This window comes from Stenotrophomonas sp. LMG 10879 (assembly GCF_002750935.1).
Classification (GTDB): Bacteria; Pseudomonadota; Gammaproteobacteria; order Xanthomonadales; family Xanthomonadaceae; genus Stenotrophomonas; species Stenotrophomonas lactitubi_B.
Genome location: NZ_PEJT01000014.1, coordinates 41516 through 61579 on the forward strand (window position 1 = coordinate 41516; position 20064 = coordinate 61579).

The following is a 20064-nucleotide window of genomic DNA, read 5'->3' on the forward strand; positions in this document are numbered from 1 at the left end:
CCAACGAGGCAACGCTCTGAACCTTACAGCGCCTCGAAAATGCCCGCCGCGCCCATGCCGGTGCCGATGCACATCGTCACCATGCCGTACTTCTGCTGGCGACGACGCAGGCCGTGCAGCAGGGTCGCGGTACGGATCGCGCCGGTGGCACCCAGCGGGTGGCCCAGGGCGATCGCGCCGCCCAGCGGGTTGACCTTGCTCGGGTCCAGGCCGCAATCGCGGATCACCGCCAGCGACTGCGCGGCGAAGGCTTCGTTGAGTTCGATCCAGTCCAGCTGGTCCTGGGTCAGGCCGGCCTGCTTCAGTGCTTTCGGAATCGCCGCGATCGGGCCGATGCCCATCACTTCCGGGCGCACACCGGCGACGGAGAAGCTGACGAAGCGGGCCAGCGGGGTCAGGCCGTAGTCCTTGATCGCCTGTTCGGAGGCCAGCAGCACCGCACCGGCGCCATCGCTCATCTGCGAAGAGTTGCCGGCGGTGACGGTGCCGCCGAACTGGCCGTTGCGGAACACCGGGCGCAGCTTGGCCAGGCCTTCAGCGGAGGAGTCCGGGCGCGGGCCTTCGTCGGTGTCGGGGATCTTGTTGCGGGTGATGATGCGCTTGCCGTCGGCCAGGTCGGGCTGGTGCGAGACGATCTCGTACGGGCTGATCTCGTCCTTGAAGTCGCCGTTCTGGATGGCGGCCATGGCCTTCTGGTGCGAGGCGAGGGCGAAGGCGTCCTGTTCTTCGCGCGAGACCTTCCACTCTTCAGCGACCTTCTCGGCGGTGATGCCCATGCCGTAGGCGATGGCGACGTGGTCGTTGTCGAACACGCTCGGGGCCATCGCGATCTTGTTGCCCATCATCGGCACCATCGACATCGATTCGGTGCCGCCGGCCAGCATCAGGTCGGCGTTGCCAAGGCGGATCGCGTCGGCCGCCTGCGCCACAGCCTGCAGGCCGGAGGAGCAGAAGCGGTTCACGGTCTGTGCGGCGATGGTGTTCGGCAGGCCGGCCAGCAGCACGCCGATGCGGGCGACGTTCATGCCCTGCTCGGCTTCCGGCATCGCGCAGCCGATGATCGCGTCATCGATGCGGTTGACGTCCACGCCCGGCGCCTGCGCCACGACGCTGCGCAGCACGTGGGCGAGCATGTCGTCGGGACGGGTGTTGCGGAACATGCCCTTGGGCGCCTTGCCAACCGGGGTGCGGGTGGCGGCGACGATGTAGGCGTCCTGGATTTGCTTGGTCATTGCTGTGATCTCTTGAATTTTTTAGCCGGAGTGCCGACCAACGGTCGGCACCCACCAAAAGCAGGGAGGGGCAATCAATTACGCAGCGGCTTGCCGGTCTTGAGCATGTGCGCGATGCGGGCCTGGGTCTTTTCCTGCTGGGCCAGTTCGACGAAGTGCTTGCGCTCCAGGGTCAGCAGCCACTCTTCGTCGACCAGGGTGCCGCGGTCGACCTTGCCGCCGCACAGCACGGTGGCGATGCGCTCGGCGATCTCGTAGTCGTACGGGCTGATGAAGCGGCCTTCCAGCATGTTGACCAGCATCATCTTGAAGGTGGCGATGCCGACGTCACCGGCCACCTGGATGCGGCGTGCCGGCAGCGGCGGACGGTAGCCCGCTTCGGCCAGCGCACGCGCTTCGGCCTTGGCGATGTACAGCGCCTCGTAGCTGTTGAACACCACCTTGTCGGTGCTGCGCAGCAGGCCCAGTTCCTGGGCGTTGACCGCCGAGTTGGACACCTTGGCCATTGCCACGGTCTCGAAGGTCTTCTTCAGCTCGGCGAACACGTCACCGCCCGGGCCTGCGGCCTGCGAGGCGCGCACGGCCAGTTCCTTCAGGCCACCACCGGCCGGCAGCAGGCCGACGCCGGCCTCGACCAGGCCGATGTAGCTTTCCAGGAAGGCCACCGTCTTGGCGCTGTGCATCTGGAACTCGCAACCGCCACCCAGGGCCAGGCCACGCACCGCAGCAACCACCGGCACCAGCGAGTACTTGATGCGCTGGCTGGTGCGCTGGAAGTTGTGCACCATTTCCTCGAACTGGTCGACCTTGCCGGCCTGCAGCAGGCCGAGCGCGCCGGCCAGGTCGGCACCGGCGGAGAAGGGCTCCTTCTGCTGCCAGATCACCAGGCCCTGGAAGTCCTTCTCGGCGCGCGTGACGCACTCCTGCAGGCCGTCCAGCACGTGGTCGGACACGGTGTTCATCTTGGTCTTGAAGCTGACCACGGCGATGCCATCACCGTCGTGCCACATGCGCAGGCCGTCGTTCTCGAACACGGTCTCGCCCGGGGCGAACTTTTCGCCCAGCAGCGGATCGGGGAAGCGCTGGCGCTGGTACACCGGCAGCGACGAACGCGGCAGCTTGGCGTTGCGCGACGGGCTGTAGCTGCCCTCGGCGGCGTGCACGCCGTCGCGGCCATCGAATACCCAATCCGGCAGCGGGGCGTTGCTCATGCTCTTGCCGGCGACGATGTCATCGGCGATCCACTGCGCGACCTGCTTCCAGCCGGCGGCCTGCCAGGTTTCGAACGGGCCCAGCGACCAGCCGTAGCCCCAGCGGATGGCCAGGTCGACGTCGCGCGCGGTCTCGGCAATGTCGGCCAGGTGGTAGGCGCTGTAGTGGAACAGGTCGCGGAAGGTCGCCCACAGGAACTGCGCCTGCGGGTGCTGGCTCTCGCGCAGCTTGGCGAACTTCTCGGCCGGGTTCTTGATCTTCAGGATCTCGACCACTTCCGGTGCAGCGGCGCGGTCAGCCGGACGGTAGTCCTGCTTTTCCAGGTCCAGCACGACGATGTCCTTGCCGACCTTGCGGAAGATGCCGGCGCCGGTCTTCTGGCCCAGGGCGCCCTTGGAAATCAGCGCATCCAGCCACTTCGGCGACTTGAAGAACTCATGCCACGGGTCGTTCGGCAGGGTATCGCCCATGGTCTTGATGACGTGGGCCATGGTGTCCAGGCCGACCACGTCGGAGGTGCGGTAGGTGGCCGACTTCGGGCGGCCGACCAGCGGGCCGGTCAGGCCGTCCACTTCATCGAAGCCCAGGCCGAACTGCTGGGTGTGGTGGATGGTGGACAGGATCGAGAACACGCCGATGCGGTTGCCGATGAAGTTCGGGGTGTCCTTTGCATACACCACGCCCTTGCCCAGGGTGGTGACCAGGAATGCTTCCAGGCCTTCCAGCACGCTGGCGTCGGTGGTGGTGGCCGGAATCAGCTCGGCCAGGTGCATGTAGCGCGGCGGGTTGAAGAAGTGCACGCCGCAGAAGCGGTGGCGCAGCTGTTCCGGCAGCACGTCGGCCAGCTTGTTGATGCCCAGGCCCGAGGTGTTGGAGGCCAGCACCGCGTGGTCAGCCACGAACGGGGCGATCTTCTTGTACAGGTCCTGCTTCCAGTCCATGCGCTCGGCGATGGCCTCGATGATCAGGTCACAGTCCTTCAGCTGCTCAAGCCCGGTCTCGTAGTTGGCCGGGGTGATGGCGTCGGCCAGCGACTTGCTGGCCAGCGGCGCCGGGCTCAGCTTGCCGAGGTTGGCGATCGACTTCAGCACGATGCCATCGGCCGGACCTTCCTTGGCAGGCAGGTCGAACAGCACGGTGTCGACGCCGGCATTGGTGAGGTGGGCGGCGATCTGGGCACCCATGACGCCGGCACCCAGCACGGCGGCGCGGCGGACTAGCAGGGAATTGGACATGGTGTAGGGCCTTTGTTGGTCAGCAGTTACTGGGTGGAATCAATGGAGGCGGGCAGGGCGCTGCCGCTGCGGGCGGCGGCGCGGAATCCGGCCTCGGCGAAATGGATCAGTTCATGCGCGGCATGGGCACGATGCGCCGTTTCGGTGACACCGGCGGGTCGCTTGATCAGCCCGAAATCGGCCATGGCATAGGTCAGCGAGCCGGCCAGGAAATCCAGGCGCCAATAGAGCTCCTCCTTGCTCAGGCCCGGCACGCAGGTGGCGATCGCCTTGCCGAACTCACGCAGCACGTGGCCGTAGTGGTCGGACAGGAACTTGCGCAGGTTGTCGTTCTTTTCGGCGTAGGCGCGGGCGATCACGCGGACGAAGGCGCCGCCGTTCTGGCGGTCCTGGGCCAGCGCCAGGGCCGGCTCGACGAAGGCGGCCAGCACCGGTCGCAGTTCACCGGGGTGTTCGTTGCGGGCGCGCTCGAGCTGGGTCAGGCGGGCGCCGGTCATCTCGTCCATGCGGCGACGGAACACCTCGTTGACCAGGTTTTCCTTGGAGCCGAAGTGGTAGTTCACCGCAGCGATGTTGACGTCGGCCTGGCTGGTGACCTGGCGCAGCGAGGTGCCGGCAAAGCCGTGCTGGGCGAACAGCTCCTCGGCGGCGCCGAGAATCCGGTCCTTGGTCGAGAAGTGGGCGGGCTTGGCCATCGGGCGGGCGGACCTTAATCAAACGATTGTTTGATACTAGAACCAGACGGTAGCGTATGGCATTTTGCAGTGCAGCAAAAACGGCCGGGCCGGTCAGAATCCGCTCAGGTGGGTGAATGGGCGGACCTGAACCTGTAGAGCCGAGCCGATGCTCGGCTGCTCTTCGGCCCAAAGGCCAGCCGAGCATGGGCTCGGCTCTACAGGAGGGCCGCACGGCCCTCTACCACGCACGGACTTTATCTTTTACAATCCGCGCACGTTTATCAGGCTAAGCCCGCGTTTCGACGCGGCTTTTTTTTTGTTACCCTTCGGGCCATCAGCGGCCCGATTCCATTGGAGACATCCCATGGCGCTGGAGCGCACCCTTTCGATCATCAAGCCGGACGCCGTTGCCAAGAACGTCATCGGCGAAATCTACGCCCGCTTTGAAAAGGCTGGCCTGAAGGTCGTGGCCGCCAAGTACAAGCAGCTGTCGCGCCGTGAAGCCGAAGGCTTCTACGCCGTGCACCGCGAGCGTCCGTTCTTCAACGCACTGGTCGAGTTCATGATCTCCGGTCCGGTGATGATCCAGGCCCTGGAAGGCGAGAACGCCGTCCTGGCCCACCGCGACCTGCTGGGCGCCACCAACCCGAAGGAAGCCGCTGCGGGCACCATCCGCGCCGACTTCGCCGAATCCATCGATGCCAATGCCGCCCACGGCTCGGACTCGGTCGAGAATGCAGCGATTGAAATCGCCTACTTCTTCGCCGCCACCGAAGTCGTCTCGCGCTGAGAGTAATGCCGTGAACGAGGTCGTACAGAAAATCGCCATCCAGCCGCTGCCGAAGTCGGCACCCACGGCTGGCAAGCAGAACCTGCTCGACCTCGATCGCGCGGGCCTGGAGAAGTTTTTCGTCGAGGTTCTCGGCGAGAAGAAATTCCGCGCCCATCAGGTGATGAAGTGGATCCACCATCGCTACGTCACCGAGTTCGATGAGATGACCGACCTCGGCAAGGTCCTGCGCGCCAAGCTGCAGGAGCATGCCGAGGTCCTCGTCCCGAACATCATCTTCGACAAGCCTTCCGCCGACGGCACCCACAAGTGGCTGCTGGCGATGGGCGTGGATGGCAAGAACGCCATCGAGACCGTGTACATCCCCGACAAGACCCGCGGCACGCTGTGCGTGTCCTCGCAGGTCGGTTGCGGCCTGAACTGCACGTTCTGCTCCACTGCCACCCAGGGCTTCAACCGCAACCTGACCACCGCCGAGATCATCGGCCAGGTGTGGATCGCGGCGCGCCACCTGGGCAACGTGCCGCACCAGATGCGCCGCCTCACCAACGTGGTGATGATGGGCATGGGCGAGCCGTTGATGAATTTCGACAACGTCGTGCGCGCCATGAGCGTGATGCGCGACGACCTGGGCTACGGCCTGGCCAACAAGCGCGTGACCCTGTCGACCTCCGGCCTGGTGCCGCAGATCGACCGCCTGTCCACCGAAAGCGACGTGTCGCTGGCGGTGTCGCTGCATGCGCCGAACGACGAACTGCGCGAGACCCTCGTGCCGCTCAACAAGAAGTACCCGATCGCCGAGCTGATGGCCTCCTGCGCACGCTACCTGCGCGCCAACAAGCGCCGCGAATCGGTCACCTTCGAATACACCCTGATGAAGGGCATCAACGACCAGCCCGAGCACGCCCGCCAGCTGGCGCGGCTGATGCACCAGTTCGACAACGCGGTGCAGGCCAGGGACTCGGGCAAGGTCAACCTGATCCCGTTCAACCCGTTCCCGGGCACCCGCTACGAGCGTTCCGAAGAAGCGCATATCCGCGCCTTCCAGAAGATCCTGCTCGACAGCAACGTGCTGACCATGGTGCGCCGCACCCGTGGCGACGATATCGATGCCGCCTGTGGCCAGCTCAAGGGCCAGGTGATGGATCGTACCCGCCGCCAGGCCGAGTTCAACAAGACACTGCAGGCAGGGAAGGGGAGCGATGCTGCTGCCTGACCGCTTCTGGCTGGCGCTGCTTGCAGGCGTGCTGGCCCTCTCGGTCACCGCGTGCAAATCGCAACCCAAAGCCAAGCTGGGCCCCAGCCAGGCGACGGTCTATTCGGTCCGCGATCCCGAAGGCGTTCGCCGCCAGGTCCGCGCCGCGGATCTGCTCGCTCTGGCCGTCCGCGACATGCAGAGCGGCAACCTCGATGCCGCCGAGCGCAAGGCGCGCGACGCGATCAAGCTGTCGCCTGCCGACCCCGATGCACTGGTGCTGCTGGCCGGCATCGATGATCAGCGCGGCCGCACCCGGCAGGCCGGGGAAGGCTTCCGCAGGGCCGCCGAGCTGGCGCCGCAGCGGGGTGACGTACTCAACAATTATGGTGCCTGGCTGTGCCAGAACGGGCAGGCTGCCGAGTCGCTGGCCTGGTTCGACCGTGCGCTGCAGGCGCCCAGCTACACCACGCCGGCCCAGGCGCAGGCCAACGGCGGCAGCTGTGCATTGGATGCTGGCCAGCTTGATCGCGCCGAACGCAACCTGCGTGCCGCCCTGTCCCAGGTGCCTGGCAACCCGGTCGCGCTGGAGGCAATGGCCCAGCTGAGCTTCCGTCGCGGCCAGTTCATGGAGGCCCGCGCCTTCGCCGAACGTAGGATTGCGGCTGCACCGGCCACGCGTTCCGTGTTACAACTTGCGTCTGAAATCGAGGCGCGGCTGGGTGATCAGGCAGCATCTGATCGCTATCTTCAGCGGATTCGACAGGAATTTCCGCAGGACGCGGGCTCCTAACTCCAGGGTTGATGCATTGTGATTGATGACCAGACTGTGAGCGATCTCGAGACTGTGGCCGGCTGCGGCACCCGCCTGCGCCAGGCCCGCGAGGCCGCCGGACTGACCCTCGAAGACGTCGGCCAGCGCCTGCGCATGCCGGTTCAAGTGGTGAAGTCGCTCGAGCAGGAGCAGTGGCAGAAGCTGGGGGCGCCGGTGTTCGTGCGCGGCCAGCTGCGCAGCTATGCCCGCCTGCTCGGGGTCGATGTCAGCGAACTGCTGGAGCAGGCCCAGGTCGGCCCGGTGGTTCCGCCGACCCTGGTCAGCCACACCCATACCCCGCGTGCGCGCCGCATCGCCGAGAATCTCGGCCGTCGCGTGCTGTATGTCGGTATTACCGCGGTGCTGGCGGTGCCGGTCTGGTTCGCCACGCGTGGCCACTTCGATGGCACCGCGCCCTCGCCGAGCACTGCCTCGCTGGACGTGATCCCGGCCGCCGTACCGGTTACCCCGGCCGGTCCCGGGTCCGCCGCTGCAGCGCCCGCCGAAGTGGCCGCCGCGCCCGTCGCCAAGCCGACCGCTACCCCTTACGTTGCCTCGCTGGCCCCGGTGCCGCGCGCCGCGCCGGCGCCTGCCGCCAACCTGGACATGCAGTTCAGCGGCGACAGCTGGGTCGATATCGGTGGCCCCGATGGCGCCACCGTGGAGAAGGCGCTCATCAAGTCCGGTGAGAGCCGCAGCTTCACGCCGGGCCAGGTTGCCCGCGTCACCTTGGGCAATGCTTCGGCGGTCCAGGTTCAGCAGAACGGCGCTATCGTCGATCTGACCCCCTACCAGCGAGCCAACGTGGCACGCTTTCAGGTATCCTCTGAAGGCTCCGTAGTCCCGGTTTCGCACTGAGGCGCGGTTTCACCACCTTCGATTAATCCCAATGGTCCCTCCCGATGGGCGGGGCGAGAGTACGCATGGCGATCGACGACCTGCTCGACGAGCACGAACAAAGTGAACGCGTCCGCAGCTGGCTGCGGAAGAATGGCGCCAGCATCCTCGGTGGCGTAGTCATCGCCATCGGTGCCATTGCCGGCTGGCAGTGGTACCAGAAGGATCAGGGCGGCAAGCTGGCCTCGGCCAATGTCGAGTACCAGAAGGCCCTGGTGGGCCTGCAGCAGAACAAGCTCGACGACGCGGCAAAGGCGGTCAAGGCGCTGGAGGCTGGCCCGTCCAGCATCTACGGCGACCTGGCGGCGCTGCAGCTGGCCAAGGCCCAGGTCGATGCGGGCAAGAATGAAGAAGCGCTGGCTACCCTGCGCGCGGTGAAGGTCGAAGGCGACCTGCAGCGCGTGGTCGACCAGCGCGTGGCACGCCTGCTGGTGGCTACCGGCAAGGGCGATGAAGCGATCAAGCTGCTGGGCAGCGCCACCGACAGCAGCAGCCTGGAAATCCATGGCGATGCGCTGATGGCGCAGGGCAAGCGTGACGCGGCCCGCGAACAGTATGAGAAGGCGCTGAAGACGCTGGACGTGGCAGCGCCGCAGCGGCGACTGCTGGAAACCAAGGTTATGGACGCCGGCGGCACCGTCGCCGCCCCTGCGGAGTCGGTTTGATGAGTCAGAAGGTCATGATCACGCGCGTCGCCACCGTACTCCTGCTCGGTATGGCGCTGTCCGGTTGCAGCACCATGAAGGGCTGGTTCGCCGGCAAGGACGCAGCAGCGAAAAAGGCACAGGAGCCGGCGGAACTGGTGAAGTTCGAGCCGACCCTGAAGGTCAACAAGGCCTGGTCGGTCAACCTGGGCAAGGGCGAGCGCCGCATCGGCGTACGCCAGGGCCCGGCAGTGGCCAATGGCCACGTGTTCGCCGCGGCGATCACCGGTGGCGTGCACGCCATCGACCTGCAGACCGGCAAGAAGGTCTGGACCTGGGAGCCGAAGAAGGAAAAGAAGAAGGCCAAGCTGCGGCTGTCCGGTGGTCCGGGCGTCGGCGAGAACCTGGTGGTCATCGGCACCCTCGATGGCCAGGTGATCGCGCTGGACATCAACGATGGCAGCGAGAAGTGGCGCGCACGCGTGCCGAACGAAGTCATCGCCGCGCCGGCCATTGCCCAGGGCATGGTCTTCGTGCGCAGCAATGATGGCCGCGTCACCGCGTTCGATGCCGGCAACGGCACCCAGAAGTGGTTCAACCCGAGCGAGCTGCCGGCGCTGACCGTGCGTGGCAACGCGGCGGTGGTGGCCGGTCCGGGCGTGCTGTTCATCGGCAAGGACGAGGGCAGCGTTGCTGCGCTGGCCATGCAGGACGGCCGCACGCTGTGGGACCAGAATGTCGGCACCGGCGAAGGCCGTACCGAGCTGGACCGCATGGCCGACGTCGATGGCGCCCCGGTGCTCGACGGCAATACGCTGTTCGTGAGCAGCTTCAAGAACCAGACCATGGCCATCGAAGGCCCGACCGGTCGCCCGATGTGGGCGCGTGACCACGGCGGTGCCGGCGGTGTGGCGGTGTCTTCGGGCAATGTTTTCGTTACCGACAACAAGGGCGGCGTGTTCGGCCTGGACAAGGCCAGCGGCGCGGCGATGTGGTCGCAGACCGCACTGGCCCGGCGCTCGCTGACCGGTCCGGCGCTGCACGGCGACTACGTGGTGGTCGGTGACTACAAGGGATACCTGCATTGGCTGCAGGCCTCCGATGGCGCGATGGCGGCGCGGGCGAAAAGCGGCGGTGATGCGCTTCTGGCCCAACCAATCGTCGTCGATGGAGTGCTGCTGGTGCAGAACGTTGATGGCAAGCTGACCGCATTCCGGTTGGCAAATTAATACGGAGTAATCGCGATGCTGCCTTTGGTCGCCCTGGTTGGACGGCCGAATGTCGGCAAGTCGACCATATTCAATGCACTGACCCGTACACGTGACGCCCTGGTCCATGACCAGCCCGGCGTCACCCGGGACCGCAACTATGGCGTCTGCCGGCTTGACGAGGACAACCATTTCCTCGTCGTCGATACCGGCGGCATCGCAGAGGAAGAAGAAGGCCTGGCTGGCGCTACCACGCGCCAGGCCCGCGCTGCCGCTGGCGAAGCTGACCTGATCCTGTTTGTCGTGGATGCCCGCGAGGGCACCTCGGCGATGGACGATGAGATCCTGGCCTGGCTGCGCAAGCTGTCGCGGCCGACGCTGCTGCTGATCAACAAGATCGACGGCACCGACGAGGACACCGTGCGTTCGGAGTTCGCCCGCTACGGTTTCAGCGAGATGCTGACCGTGTCGGCCGCCCACCGCCAGGGCCTGGACGACCTGCTGGACGAAGTCATCCAGCGCCTGCCGGAAGAGGGCAGCGGCGAAGAGCTGGACAACGATCCGAACCGCGTGCGCATCGCCTTCGTCGGCCGCCCGAACGTGGGCAAGTCGACCCTGGTCAACCGCATCCTCGGCGAAGAGCGGATGATCGCCTCGGACGTGCCGGGCACCACCCGCGATTCGATTTCGGTGGACCTGGAGCGTGACGGCCGCGAGTACCGCCTGATCGACACCGCCGGCCTGCGTCGCCGTTCGCGCGTGGACGAGGTCGTCGAGAAGTTCTCGGTGGTCAAGACCATGCAGTCGATCGAGCAGTGCCAGGTGGCCGTGCTGATGCTCGACGCCACCGAAGGCGTGACCGACCAGGACGCCACCGTGCTCGGTGCCGTGCTGGATGCCGGCCGCGCGCTGGTGATCGCGATCAACAAGTGGGACGGCCTGACCGACTACCAGCGTGAGCAGGCGGAAACGATGCTGTCGCTGCGCCTGGGCTTCGTGCCGTGGGCCGAATCGGTGCGCATCTCGGCCAAGCATGGTTCGGGCCTGCGCGAGCTGTTCCGGGCGGTGCACCGTGCGCACGAATCGGCGAACAAGACCTTCACCACCAGCGAAGTGAACAAGGCGCTGGAAGTGGCCTACGAGACCAACCCGCCGCCGACCATCCGCGGCCACGTCTCCAAGCTGCGTTACGTGCACCCGGCCGGCGCCAACCCGCCGACCTTCATCGTGCACGGCACCCGCCTGAAGGAACTGCAGGAGTCGTACAAGCGCTACCTGGAGAACTTCTTCCGCAAGCGCTTCAAGCTGATCGGTACGCCGGTGCAGTTCATCTTCCGCGAGGGTGCCAACCCGTACGAAGGCAAGAAGAACGTGCTGACCGAACGGCAGGTCAAGGCCAAGCGGCGCTTGATGAAGCACGTCAAGGGCAAGTGATCCACGAGAAGGCGGCCGCAGGGCCGCCTTTTTCGTTGTGGCGCGTTACGGCGCGCTTTCTCAGGCGCTGCCCCACGGCAGCAGCACCCCGCGGAACCTCATCCTGCCCGATGCCAGACGGTCATAGGCCTCGGTTGCGTGGTCCAGGTCAAAGGTCTCGACCATCGGCTTGACCTTGCCGGTGGCGGCAAGCGCCAGCACTTCGCCAAGGTAGTGCTGGCCGCCATGGGTGGCGCCGATCACGCGCTGGCGCATCATGTGGAACGGTACGCCGTCGGACGAGATCGAGAAGGGCTGGCTGAAGTCCAGCCCGCACAGCACCACGCGTCCATCGACACGCAGGCCGGTCATGGCTTCTTCGGCCGAGCTGAATTCGTTGGTGGTCACCAGCAGCACGTCGGCGCCGCCGATCGCCTTCAGTTCCTTGCCACTGGCAACGACCTGGTCGGCGCCCAACTGCAGGGCAAGTGCATGCTTGTCCGCGGAATGCGTGATTGCGATGGTCTCGAAGCCACAGGCTCTGGACAGCTGCAGGGCGACGTGGCCAAGCCCGCCGATGCCAAGTACCGCGATCTTTTCCCGTGGCTGGGGTGCCGCATCGCGCAACCCGCTCCAGGTCGTGTAGCCGGCACACATCATCGGCGCCGCGTCCACGTAGGAGAGTCCGTCAGGCAGCAGCACCGTGCCTTCGGCGGAGATCGCGATGTACTGTGCATGGCCGCCCTGCGCGGCGAAGCCGGTGGTGCGAGGTGCATCGCAGTTCATCGCCGTCTGTCCGGACAAGGGACGGTTCTCGCGGCAGTAGGGGCAACGCCCGCAGGAGGACTGGACCCACGTGGTGCCCACGCGATCGCCCACCCGGCGCGAGTGCACGCCGGCGCCCACCTCCACCACTTCTCCGACTACTTCGTGCCCGGGCGTCTGGGGATAGATGTCGCCACCGTAACCCTGGGTTGCCCATACATCGGTGTAGCACATGCCGGACGCGTGAACCTTGACCAGTACCTGGCCCGGTTCGATCGCGGGTACCGGGACGTCCTGTACCTGCCACGGCTTGTTCGGCCCGGTCATCACAACCGCCTTCATCATCTTCATCGTCTTGATCCTGTCTCGGTGGATGAGCGCCGAGGGCCTGCGCCCGCGACAGCGCTGAGCGTAGAATCCGCTGACTATCAAGACAATCGCTTCAATATCTGACGAAATGGTGAATCTAATTCAGCAATCGGGTGGGGGTGATCTGGCCGCCTTCACCACGTTCCTCGCAGTGGCAGCGCATCGCAGCTTCCGCAGTGCGGCCGCGGAGTTGAACATCACGCCGTCGGCGATCAGCCATGCCATCAAGACGCTGGAGCAGCGGTTGGGCGCACGCCTGTTCAATCGCACCACGCGCAGCGTCTCGCTGACCGACGCCGGCGAGCGCCTGGCGGAAAAGCTGCGGCCGGCAATGGCGTCCATCGAGGAGGCGCTGCAGTCGGTGGATACCGAAGCGGGCACGCCGCGTGGCACCGTCCGCATCAATGCCAGCGAAGGCGCCATACGGCTCGTGTTGAAACCGGTGCTTGCACGGTTCCTGCGCCAGTACCCGCAGGTGCATCTGGACATCGTCAGTGACGGCAGGTTGGGCGATATCGTTTCGGATGGTTTTGATGCAGGTATCCGCCTTGCCGAAGCCGTGCCGCGGGACATGGTGGCCGTAGCGGTGACGCCACCCATGCGGTTCGCGGCGGTTGCCTCACCGGCGTACCTGCACGCGCGTGGACGGCCACTGCGGCCGCTGGATCTGCATCAGCACGACTGCATCCGCTTCCGGTTCGAGAGCGGGGCGATCTATCGTTGGGAGTTCGAGCGCCAGGGCGTCACCGAGCGGGTGAACGTCTCCGGGCCGATCACGCTGACGGACCAGCCGTTGATGGTCGACGCCGCCGTTGACGGCATCGGTATCGCGTTCGTTCCCGAGCATCTGGCGCTGGAGCCGTTGGCCGATGGTCGCCTGCTTCGGTTGCTTGAGGACTGGTGTCCCGAGTTCCCCGGTCTTTCGCTGTACTACCCGGGCCATCGGCATGTTCCTCCCGGGCTGAAAGCGCTCATCGGTCTTCTTCAGCAGCAGGTTGGAAGCAGGCAGCCGGCATAGCGCCGGGCTACGCTTGTGGTGCACCTGTAGAGCCGAGCCCATGCTCGGCTGCTTTTCGCGCATTGCCGCGCGCCAGCCGAGCATAGGCTCGGCTTTACAGATCCTGGTCAAGGCGGGCCGATGCCACGTGCGCGATAATGCGGCCATGAGCATTCCAGAGCTTTCCCCCGAACAGGCGCGAGTGCGCGTGGCCCATGGCGCGGTGCTGATCGACGTGCGCGAGGCGCATGAGCGGGCCGGCGGCATGGCCGAAGGCGCGCGTGGTGTCGCCAAGGGCGAGCTGCTGGCTGACGCGACCGCGCACCTGCCGCGGCCGGACCAGGAAATCCTGCTGATCTGCCAGAGCGGCAAGCGCTCGGCCGATGCGGCGCAGGCGCTGCTGGATGCGGGCTACACGAACGTGAGCTCCGTCGCTGGCGGCACCGTCGCCTGGCGTGAGTTGTCGCTGCCGTTGGTGCAGCCGTTGACCAGCGTCGCCGACCGCGATTTCTACGACCGCTACTCGCGCCACCTGTTGCTGCCGCAGGTGGGCGAGGCCGGCCAGCGCCGGCTGCAGCAGTCGCGGGTGCTGGTGCTGGGCGCGGGCGGCCTGGGCGCGCCGGCTGGCTTCTATCTGGCGGCGGCCGGGGTAGGGCACCTGCGTTTCGCCGACGACGATCGTGTCGAGCGCAGCAACCTGCATCGGCAGATCGTGCATACCGAGGCCAGCGTCGGCCAGCTGAAGGTCGATTCGGCACGCGAGCGGCTGCTGGCATTGAACCCGTCCATTGAGGTCGAGGCCGTGCCCGAGCGGGTGACCTCGGAGAACGTGGACCGCCTGTTGCAGGACGTCGACGTGGTGCTGGACGGCTCGGACAACTTCCCGCTGCGCTACCTGCTCAACGACGCCTGCATCAAGCACGCAAAGCCCATGGTTTATGCCGCCATCGAGCGCTTCGATGGCCAGGTGAGCGTGTTCGATGCCGGCCGCCAGCGTGGCGTGGCGCCGTGCTACCGCTGCCTGTTCCCGGAGCCGCCGCCGCCGGAGTTCGCGCCCAACTGCTCCGAGGCGGGCGTGCTGGGCGTGTTGCCGGGCCTGGCCGGGGTGTTGCAGGCCACCGAGGTGCTGAAGCTGCTGCTGGGCATCGGCGAGCCACTGGTGGGGCGCCTGTTGCGCTTTGATGCGCTGGGCATGCGTTTCCGTGAGACCGGCATCGGACCGGACCCGCAGTGCCCGGTGTGTGCGCCGGGTGTGCCGTTCTCCGGGTACATCGATTACGCCGCGTTTTGTAGGGGGGGGTGAGCCGCGTCGGGGCGCCATCCACGCATGGCGTGGATCTACTGGGGTGGGCGAACCCGGTTGGGCGCCATCCACGCATGGCGTGGATCTACTGGGGCGAACCCGGTTGGGGCGCATCCACGCATGGCGTGGATCTACTGTAGAGCCGAGCCTGCGCTCGGCTGCTCTTCGCGCTGAGGCCAGAATCAGCCGAGCGTGGGCTCGGCTCTACAGGTCATGGCTTCGGGATTGTGCCAACCAAGGTTGGCACCTACCGAAGCGCGCGCACGGTTTCAGGATGATGTACGGGGCCAATCCCGTGATCGTTCCATCTCCAAGACAATAAAACGCAACACACGTGCTATTGCCGTCATCAGTGTTGCTCTATCGTTGAGGCCGATTTCGATTTCCGGGGAACCCACCGCATGGCGGTAGAAGCAGCGACCAGCGAGCTGGTCAAGGTCGTCGCCCTGTTGGGCGCAGCGGTGGTGATGGTGCCGCTGTTCCGTCGGCTCGGCCTGGGCTCGGTGCTGGGCTACTTCGCCGCCGGCCTGGCGATCGGTCCGTTCGGGCTGGGCTGGTTCTCCGACCCGCAGGCGATCCTGCATACCGCCGAACTCGGCGTGGTCATGTTCCTGTTCGTCATCGGCCTGGAAATGCGGCCCTCGCACCTGTGGAGCCTGCGCAAGGAAATCTTCGGGCTGGGCACGCTGCAGATCGTCACCTGCGCGCTGGTGCTGACCAGCATCGCCAAGCTGTTCGGGCTGCCGTGGCAGATCGCCTTCATTGGCGCCACCGGTTTCGTGCTGACCTCCACCGCGGTGGTGATGCAGCTGCTCGCCGAGCGTGGCGACATCGCGCTGCCGTCGGGGCAGAAGATCGTCTCGATCCTGTTGTTCGAAGACCTGCTGATCGTGCCGTTGCTGGCGCTTGTCGCGTGGATGGCGCCGGCTGCCGGCAGCGCCGATGGTGAGGGCTCGCGCTGGATGTCGGTGGCGATCGGCGTGGGTGCCATCGTCGGCCTGGTGCTGGTCGGCCGCTTCCTGCTCAATCCGCTGTTCCGCGTGCTGGCCGAATCGAAGGCGCGCGAAGTGATGACCGCCGCCGCGCTGCTGGTGGTGCTGGGTGCGGCGCTGCTGATGCAGCTGTCCGGGTTGTCGATGGCGATGGGCGCGTTCCTTGCGGGCGTGCTGCTGAGCGAATCGACCTTCCGCCACCAGATCGAAGCGGACATCGAGCCGTTCCGCGGCATCCTGCTGGGCCTGTTCTTCCTCAGCGTGGGCATGGCGCTGGACCTGGGCGTGGTGGCCGGCAACTGGCCGATGATCCTCGGCCTGGTGGTCGCGCTGATGGCGGCCAAGGCGCTGTGCATCTACGTGGTGGCGCGACTGATGGGCAGCGACCATGCGCAGGCGCTGGACCGTGGCGTGTTGATGGCGCAGGGCGGCGAGTTCGCCTTCGTGCTGTTCTCGGCCGCTGCGAGCGCCGGCGTGATCAGCCTGGACATCAATGCCAACTTCACCGCCGTAGTGGTGCTGTCGATGGCACTGACGCCGCTGGTGGTGCTGGTCTACAAGCGCGTGGCGCCGAAGCCGACCGTCAGCCTGGAAGGCGTGGATACCGCCGATGGCCTGTCCGGCAGCGTGCTGCTGATCGGCTTTGGCCGCTTCGGCCAGGTGGCCAGCCAGTCGCTGCTGGCCCGCGACGTGGACGTGACCATCATCGACAACGATGTGGAGATGATCCATAACGCCGAGCGCTTCGGTTTCAAGATCTATTACGGCGACGGCACTCGATTGGACGTGCTGCATGCGTCCGGCGCGGGCAGTGCGCGTGCGGTCGCGGTGTGCGTGAACAATGCCGAGGATGCCGACCGCATCGTCGAACTGGTGGCCCATCAGTTCCCGCAGGCCAAGCTGCTGGTGCGTTCGTTCGACCGCGAGCATTCGCTGCGGCTGATCCATGCCGGCGTGGATTTCCAGATCCGCGAAACCTTCGAGTCGGCGCTGCTGTTCGGGCAGGCCGCGCTGGTGGAGCTGGGCGCGGAGGAAGATGATGCGCGCGAGATCGCCGAGCAGATCCGCGAGCGCGACGCCGAGCGTTTTGAACTGGAAATGGCCGGTGGCAGCCTGAGGGCCGGCGCGCACATGGTGTTCGGCAGCGCGCTGCCGGGTGTGCCGACACCGACGCCGTTCACCGCGCCCAAGCGCAAGGCACGCACGCTCAATGCGGATGAAGTGCCGGAAGAAGAGTAGAGCCGAGCCCACGCTCGGCTGCTCTTCAGCCGGGTCGCGCTGGACCCGCGCTGCGCGCGCGAGCCGAGCGCAGGCTCGGCTCTACAGGAGTGGGCGGATCGGCGCCGTGGCGGTGGGCGAGGGGGCGTGAATCGGGGACAATAGCGTCCCCGCCGCCCCACGCCTGCCCCCCGATGACCGACTCCGCCTCCCAGCTTCCTGCCCGCATCCTCGATGGCCGCCGTATCGCCGAGGACCTGCTCGACAGCCTGAAGGTGCGGGTCGACGCCCGTGTTGCCGCCGGTGGCAGCCGCCCGGGCCTGGCCGTGGTGCTGGTGGGGGGCGACCCGGCCTCGACCGTGTACGTGCGCAACAAGCGCCGCGCCGCCGAGAAAGTTGGCATCGAGGCCTACGACTACGATCTGCCGGCCGGTACCACCGAGGCCGAGCTGCTCGACCTGATCGACCAGCTCAACGCCGACCCGAAGATCAACGGCATCCTGATCCAGCTGCCGCTGCCGGGCATTCCCGATGCGCGCCGGCTGATCCAGCGCATCGATCCGCGCAAGGACGTGGACGGCTTCCACCCGGAAAACGTCGGCCACCTGGCCCTGCGCGAATTCGGCCTGCGCCCGTGCACCCCGCGCGGCATCACCACGCTGCTGGGCCACACCGACCAGCCGGTGCGCGGCCGCAACGCCACCATCGTCGGCGTCAGCAACCACGTCGGCCGGCCGATGGGCCTGGAGCTGCTGATTGCCGGCTGCACTGTGACCAGCTGCCACAAGTTCACCCCCAAGGACGTGCTGGAACAGGCCGTGCGCAACGCCGACATCCTGGTGGTGGCGGTGGGTCGCCCGGGCATCGTGCCGGGCGAGTGGGTGAAGCCGGGTGCAGTGGTGATCGACGTGGGCATCAACAGGTTGGACGACGGCCGGTTGGTGGGCGATGTCGGGTTCGAGGCCGCAGCGCAGCGGGCGAGCTGGATCACCCCGGTGCCGGGCGGCGTGGGCCCAATGACCGTGGCCACGTTGATGCAGAACACGCTGGAAGCGGCGGAAGCCGGGGTCTGACGGTAGTGCCGGCCGCTGGCCGGCACAGTGCCAGAGGGGCGGGATTCCTGCTGGGGTACAGGTGTCTGAGGGATTGTGCGGACCAACGGTCCGCACCCTCCTAAGGCGGGGGAATCTGTCCCCAGGGGGCTGTTGAGGAGATCTGCTGTTGGTGGGTGCCGACCGTTGGTCGGCACAATGCCAGAGAGTGGGATTCCTGCTGGGGCACAGATGTCTGATGGATAGTGCGGACCAACGGTCCGCACCCACCAAATGCACACCAGAGCTGGCTCGGATGTTCTTCTCAAGGTGGGTGCCGACCGTTGGTCGGCACAATGCCAGAGGGTGGGATTCCTGCTGGGGTACAGGTGTCTGATGGATAGTGCGGACCAACGGTCCGCACCCACCAAGGGCGGTGTTCCTCACCCGCCAAGGGCAGTGACCCGGACGTCCTGAACAGATCTTCGCCCGCGCGACACTGCGTCGCATCTACCCCCTGCCACAGGCCGCCAAAACAGGGTAAAATGTCGCGCTTCCCCACATCTCGGGTATGCCGATGCTGCGCATCCAGGCTGAAGCTCTCACCTACGACGACGTCTCGCTCGTCCCCGCTCATTCGACCATCCTGCCCAAGGACGTCAACCTCGAAACGCGGTTGACGCGCGACCTGAAGCTCAAGCTTCCGATCCTGTCCGCAGCCATGGACACCGTCACCGAAGCGCGCCTGGCCATCGCCATGGCACAGCTGGGCGGCATGGGCATCATCCACAAGAACCTGAGCGTGGAGCAGCAGGCCGCCGAAGTGGCCAAGGTCAAGAAGTTCGAGGCCGGTGTCATCCGCGACCCGATCACCGTCGGCCCGGAAACCACCATCCGCGACGTGCTGGCCCTGACCCAGGCGCACAACATCTCCGGCGTGCCGGTGGTGGGCAGCGACGGCCTGCTGGCCGGCATCGTGACCCATCGCGACATGCGCTTCGAGACCGAGCTGGACGATCCGGTCCGCCACATCATGACCAAGAAGGATCGCCTGATCACGGTCAAGGAAGGCGCCGCGTCTGATGAAGTGCTGCAGCTGCTGCACCGCAACCGCATCGAAAAGGTGCTGGTGGTCAACGATGATTTCGCCCTGCGTGGCCTGATCACCGTCAAGGACATCCAGAAGAACACCGACTTCCCCAACGCTGCCAAGGACATCGCCACCCGCCTGCTGGTCGGCGCGGCCGTCGGCGTGGGCGGCGATACCGATCGCCGCGTGGAAGCGCTGGTCGCTGCCGGCGTGGACGTGATCGTGGTCGATACCGCGCACGGCCATTCGCAGGGCGTGCTGGACCGAGTCAGCTGGGTCAAGAAGAACTTCCCGAACGTGCAGGTCATCGGTGGCAACATCTGCACCGGTGAAGCCGCGCTGGCGCTGCTGGACAGCGGCGCGGACGCAGTGAAGGTGGGCATCGGCCCGGGCTCGATCTGCACCACCCGCGTGGTGGCCGGCGTGGGCGTGCCGCAGATCACCGCGATCGACCTGGTAGCCGAAGCGCTGCAGGACCGCATCCCGCTGATCGCCGACGGTGGCATCCGCTACTCCGGCGACATCGGCAAGGCGCTGGCCGCCGGTGCCTCGACCATCATGATTGGTGGCCTGCTGGCCGGTACCGAAGAGTCGCCCGGCGAAACCGAGCTGTTCCAGGGCCGTTCGTACAAGAGCTACCGCGGCATGGGTTCGCTGGCCGCGATGGAGAAGGGGTCCAAGGACCGTTACTTCCAGGACGCCGCTACCGCCGACAAGCTGGTGCCCGAAGGCATCGAAGGCCGCGTGCCGTACCGCGGCCCGGTGGGCGGCATCATCCACCAGCTGATGGGCGGCCTGCGCGCCACCATGGGCTACGTGGGCTGCGCCACCGTCGAGGACATGCGCAGCAAGCCCAAGTTCGTGAAGATCAGCGGCGCCGGCCAGCGCGAGAGCCACGTCCACGACGTGACGATCACCAAAGAGCCGCCGAACTACCGCTCCTGATGCGGGACGAGCAAAGAGGAACGAGGAAGCTGATTCC

General features: G+C 66.4%; 16 protein-coding genes. 12 read left to right on the forward strand and 4 right to left on the reverse strand.

From position 1 onward, the window contains the following. Positions 1-23: 23 nt before the first annotated feature. The 3 genes from CR919_RS18540 to CR919_RS18550 all read right to left on the reverse strand — a co-directional run bounded on the left by CR919_RS18540 (position 24) and on the right by CR919_RS18550 (position 4374). On the reverse strand, positions 24-1232 hold the full coding sequence (locus tag CR919_RS18540; protein WP_099821263.1) for an acetyl-CoA C-acyltransferase: 1209 nt from the start codon (positions 1230-1232) through the stop codon (positions 24-26). A 74-nt stretch (positions 1233-1306) separates the two neighbouring features. Further along, complete coding sequence (locus tag CR919_RS18545) at positions 1307-3679, reverse strand: 3-hydroxyacyl-CoA dehydrogenase/enoyl-CoA hydratase family protein (RefSeq protein WP_099821264.1); 2373 nt, start codon at positions 3677-3679, stop codon at positions 1307-1309. 26 nt (positions 3680-3705) lie between these two features. After that, the gene (locus tag CR919_RS18550) at positions 3706-4374 is read right to left on the reverse strand and encodes a TetR family transcriptional regulator (RefSeq protein WP_099821265.1); all 669 of its coding nucleotides are present in this window, start codon (positions 4372-4374) and stop codon (positions 3706-3708) included. Between the two features lie 346 nt (positions 4375-4720). On the opposite strand from CR919_RS18550, the gene ndk reads away from it, so the two are divergent. The 7 genes from ndk to der all read left to right on the forward strand — a co-directional run bounded on the left by ndk (position 4721) and on the right by der (position 11338). Continuing rightward, positions 4721-5146 (forward strand): nucleoside-diphosphate kinase, encoded by a 426-nt coding sequence (gene ndk / locus CR919_RS18555; RefSeq protein ID WP_008265389.1) that lies wholly within the window; start codon positions 4721-4723, stop codon positions 5144-5146. A gap of 10 nt (positions 5147-5156) precedes the next feature. Then, positions 5157-6362: a 23S rRNA (adenine(2503)-C(2))-methyltransferase RlmN gene (rlmN, locus tag CR919_RS18560; protein ID WP_032977561.1), complete on the forward strand. Its 1206-nt coding sequence runs from the start codon at positions 5157-5159 to the stop codon at positions 6360-6362. Continuing rightward, the gene (pilW, locus tag CR919_RS18565; RefSeq protein WP_099821266.1) at positions 6349-7134 is read left to right on the forward strand and encodes a type IV pilus biogenesis/stability protein PilW; all 786 of its coding nucleotides are present in this window, start codon (positions 6349-6351) and stop codon (positions 7132-7134) included. Before rlmN ends, pilW begins: the two co-directional genes overlap by 14 nt. An 18-nt stretch (positions 7135-7152) precedes the next feature. Beyond that, positions 7153-8013: a RodZ domain-containing protein gene (locus CR919_RS18570; RefSeq protein ID WP_099821267.1), complete on the forward strand. Its 861-nt coding sequence runs from the start codon at positions 7153-7155 to the stop codon at positions 8011-8013. A 65-nt stretch (positions 8014-8078) separates the two neighbouring features. Continuing rightward, a complete protein-coding gene (locus CR919_RS18575) occupies positions 8079-8717 on the forward strand; it encodes a tetratricopeptide repeat protein (RefSeq protein ID WP_025874997.1) in 639 nt (212 codons plus the stop codon). Then, entirely contained in the window at positions 8717-9925 is a 1209-nt protein-coding gene (bamB, locus tag CR919_RS18580) for an outer membrane protein assembly factor BamB (RefSeq protein ID WP_088100629.1), read from the forward strand. Before CR919_RS18575 ends, bamB begins: the two co-directional genes overlap by 1 nt. A 15-nt stretch (positions 9926-9940) precedes the next feature. Further along, positions 9941-11338 carry a ribosome biogenesis GTPase Der gene (der, locus tag CR919_RS18585; RefSeq protein WP_025874993.1) on the forward strand — a complete coding sequence of 466 codons (1398 nt, stop codon included), beginning with the start codon at positions 9941-9943 and terminating at the stop codon, positions 11336-11338. Positions 11339-11398: 60 nt separating this feature from the next. On the opposite strand, the gene CR919_RS18590 is transcribed toward der, so the two are convergent. Next, positions 11399-12433, reverse strand: a complete 1035-nt coding sequence (locus tag CR919_RS18590) for an alcohol dehydrogenase catalytic domain-containing protein (protein ID WP_207761051.1) — start codon at positions 12431-12433, stop codon at positions 11399-11401. 106 nt (positions 12434-12539) lie between these two features. On the opposite strand from CR919_RS18590, the gene CR919_RS18595 reads away from it, so the two are divergent. From CR919_RS18595 to guaB, 5 genes are all read left to right on the forward strand, one after another. Continuing rightward, positions 12540-13469: a LysR family transcriptional regulator gene (locus CR919_RS18595; RefSeq protein WP_099821268.1), complete on the forward strand. Its 930-nt coding sequence runs from the start codon at positions 12540-12542 to the stop codon at positions 13467-13469. A gap of 145 nt (positions 13470-13614) precedes the next feature. Beyond that, on the forward strand, positions 13615-14751 hold the full coding sequence (gene moeB, locus CR919_RS18600; protein WP_099821269.1) for a molybdopterin-synthase adenylyltransferase MoeB: 1137 nt from the start codon (positions 13615-13617) through the stop codon (positions 14749-14751). 401 nt (positions 14752-15152) lie between these two features. Further along, positions 15153-16982, forward strand: coding sequence for a monovalent cation:proton antiporter-2 (CPA2) family protein (locus CR919_RS18605; RefSeq protein WP_099821270.1), 1830 nt, complete (start codon positions 15153-15155; stop codon positions 16980-16982). A 173-nt stretch (positions 16983-17155) separates the two neighbouring features. Beyond that, positions 17156-18034 carry a bifunctional methylenetetrahydrofolate dehydrogenase/methenyltetrahydrofolate cyclohydrolase FolD gene (gene folD / locus CR919_RS18610; RefSeq protein ID WP_099821271.1) on the forward strand — a complete coding sequence of 293 codons (879 nt, stop codon included), beginning with the start codon at positions 17156-17158 and terminating at the stop codon, positions 18032-18034. Between the two features lie 535 nt (positions 18035-18569). Beyond that, entirely contained in the window at positions 18570-20027 is a 1458-nt protein-coding gene (guaB, locus tag CR919_RS18615) for an IMP dehydrogenase (RefSeq protein ID WP_032976170.1), read from the forward strand. The last annotated feature ends 37 nt before the right edge of the window (positions 20028-20064 follow it).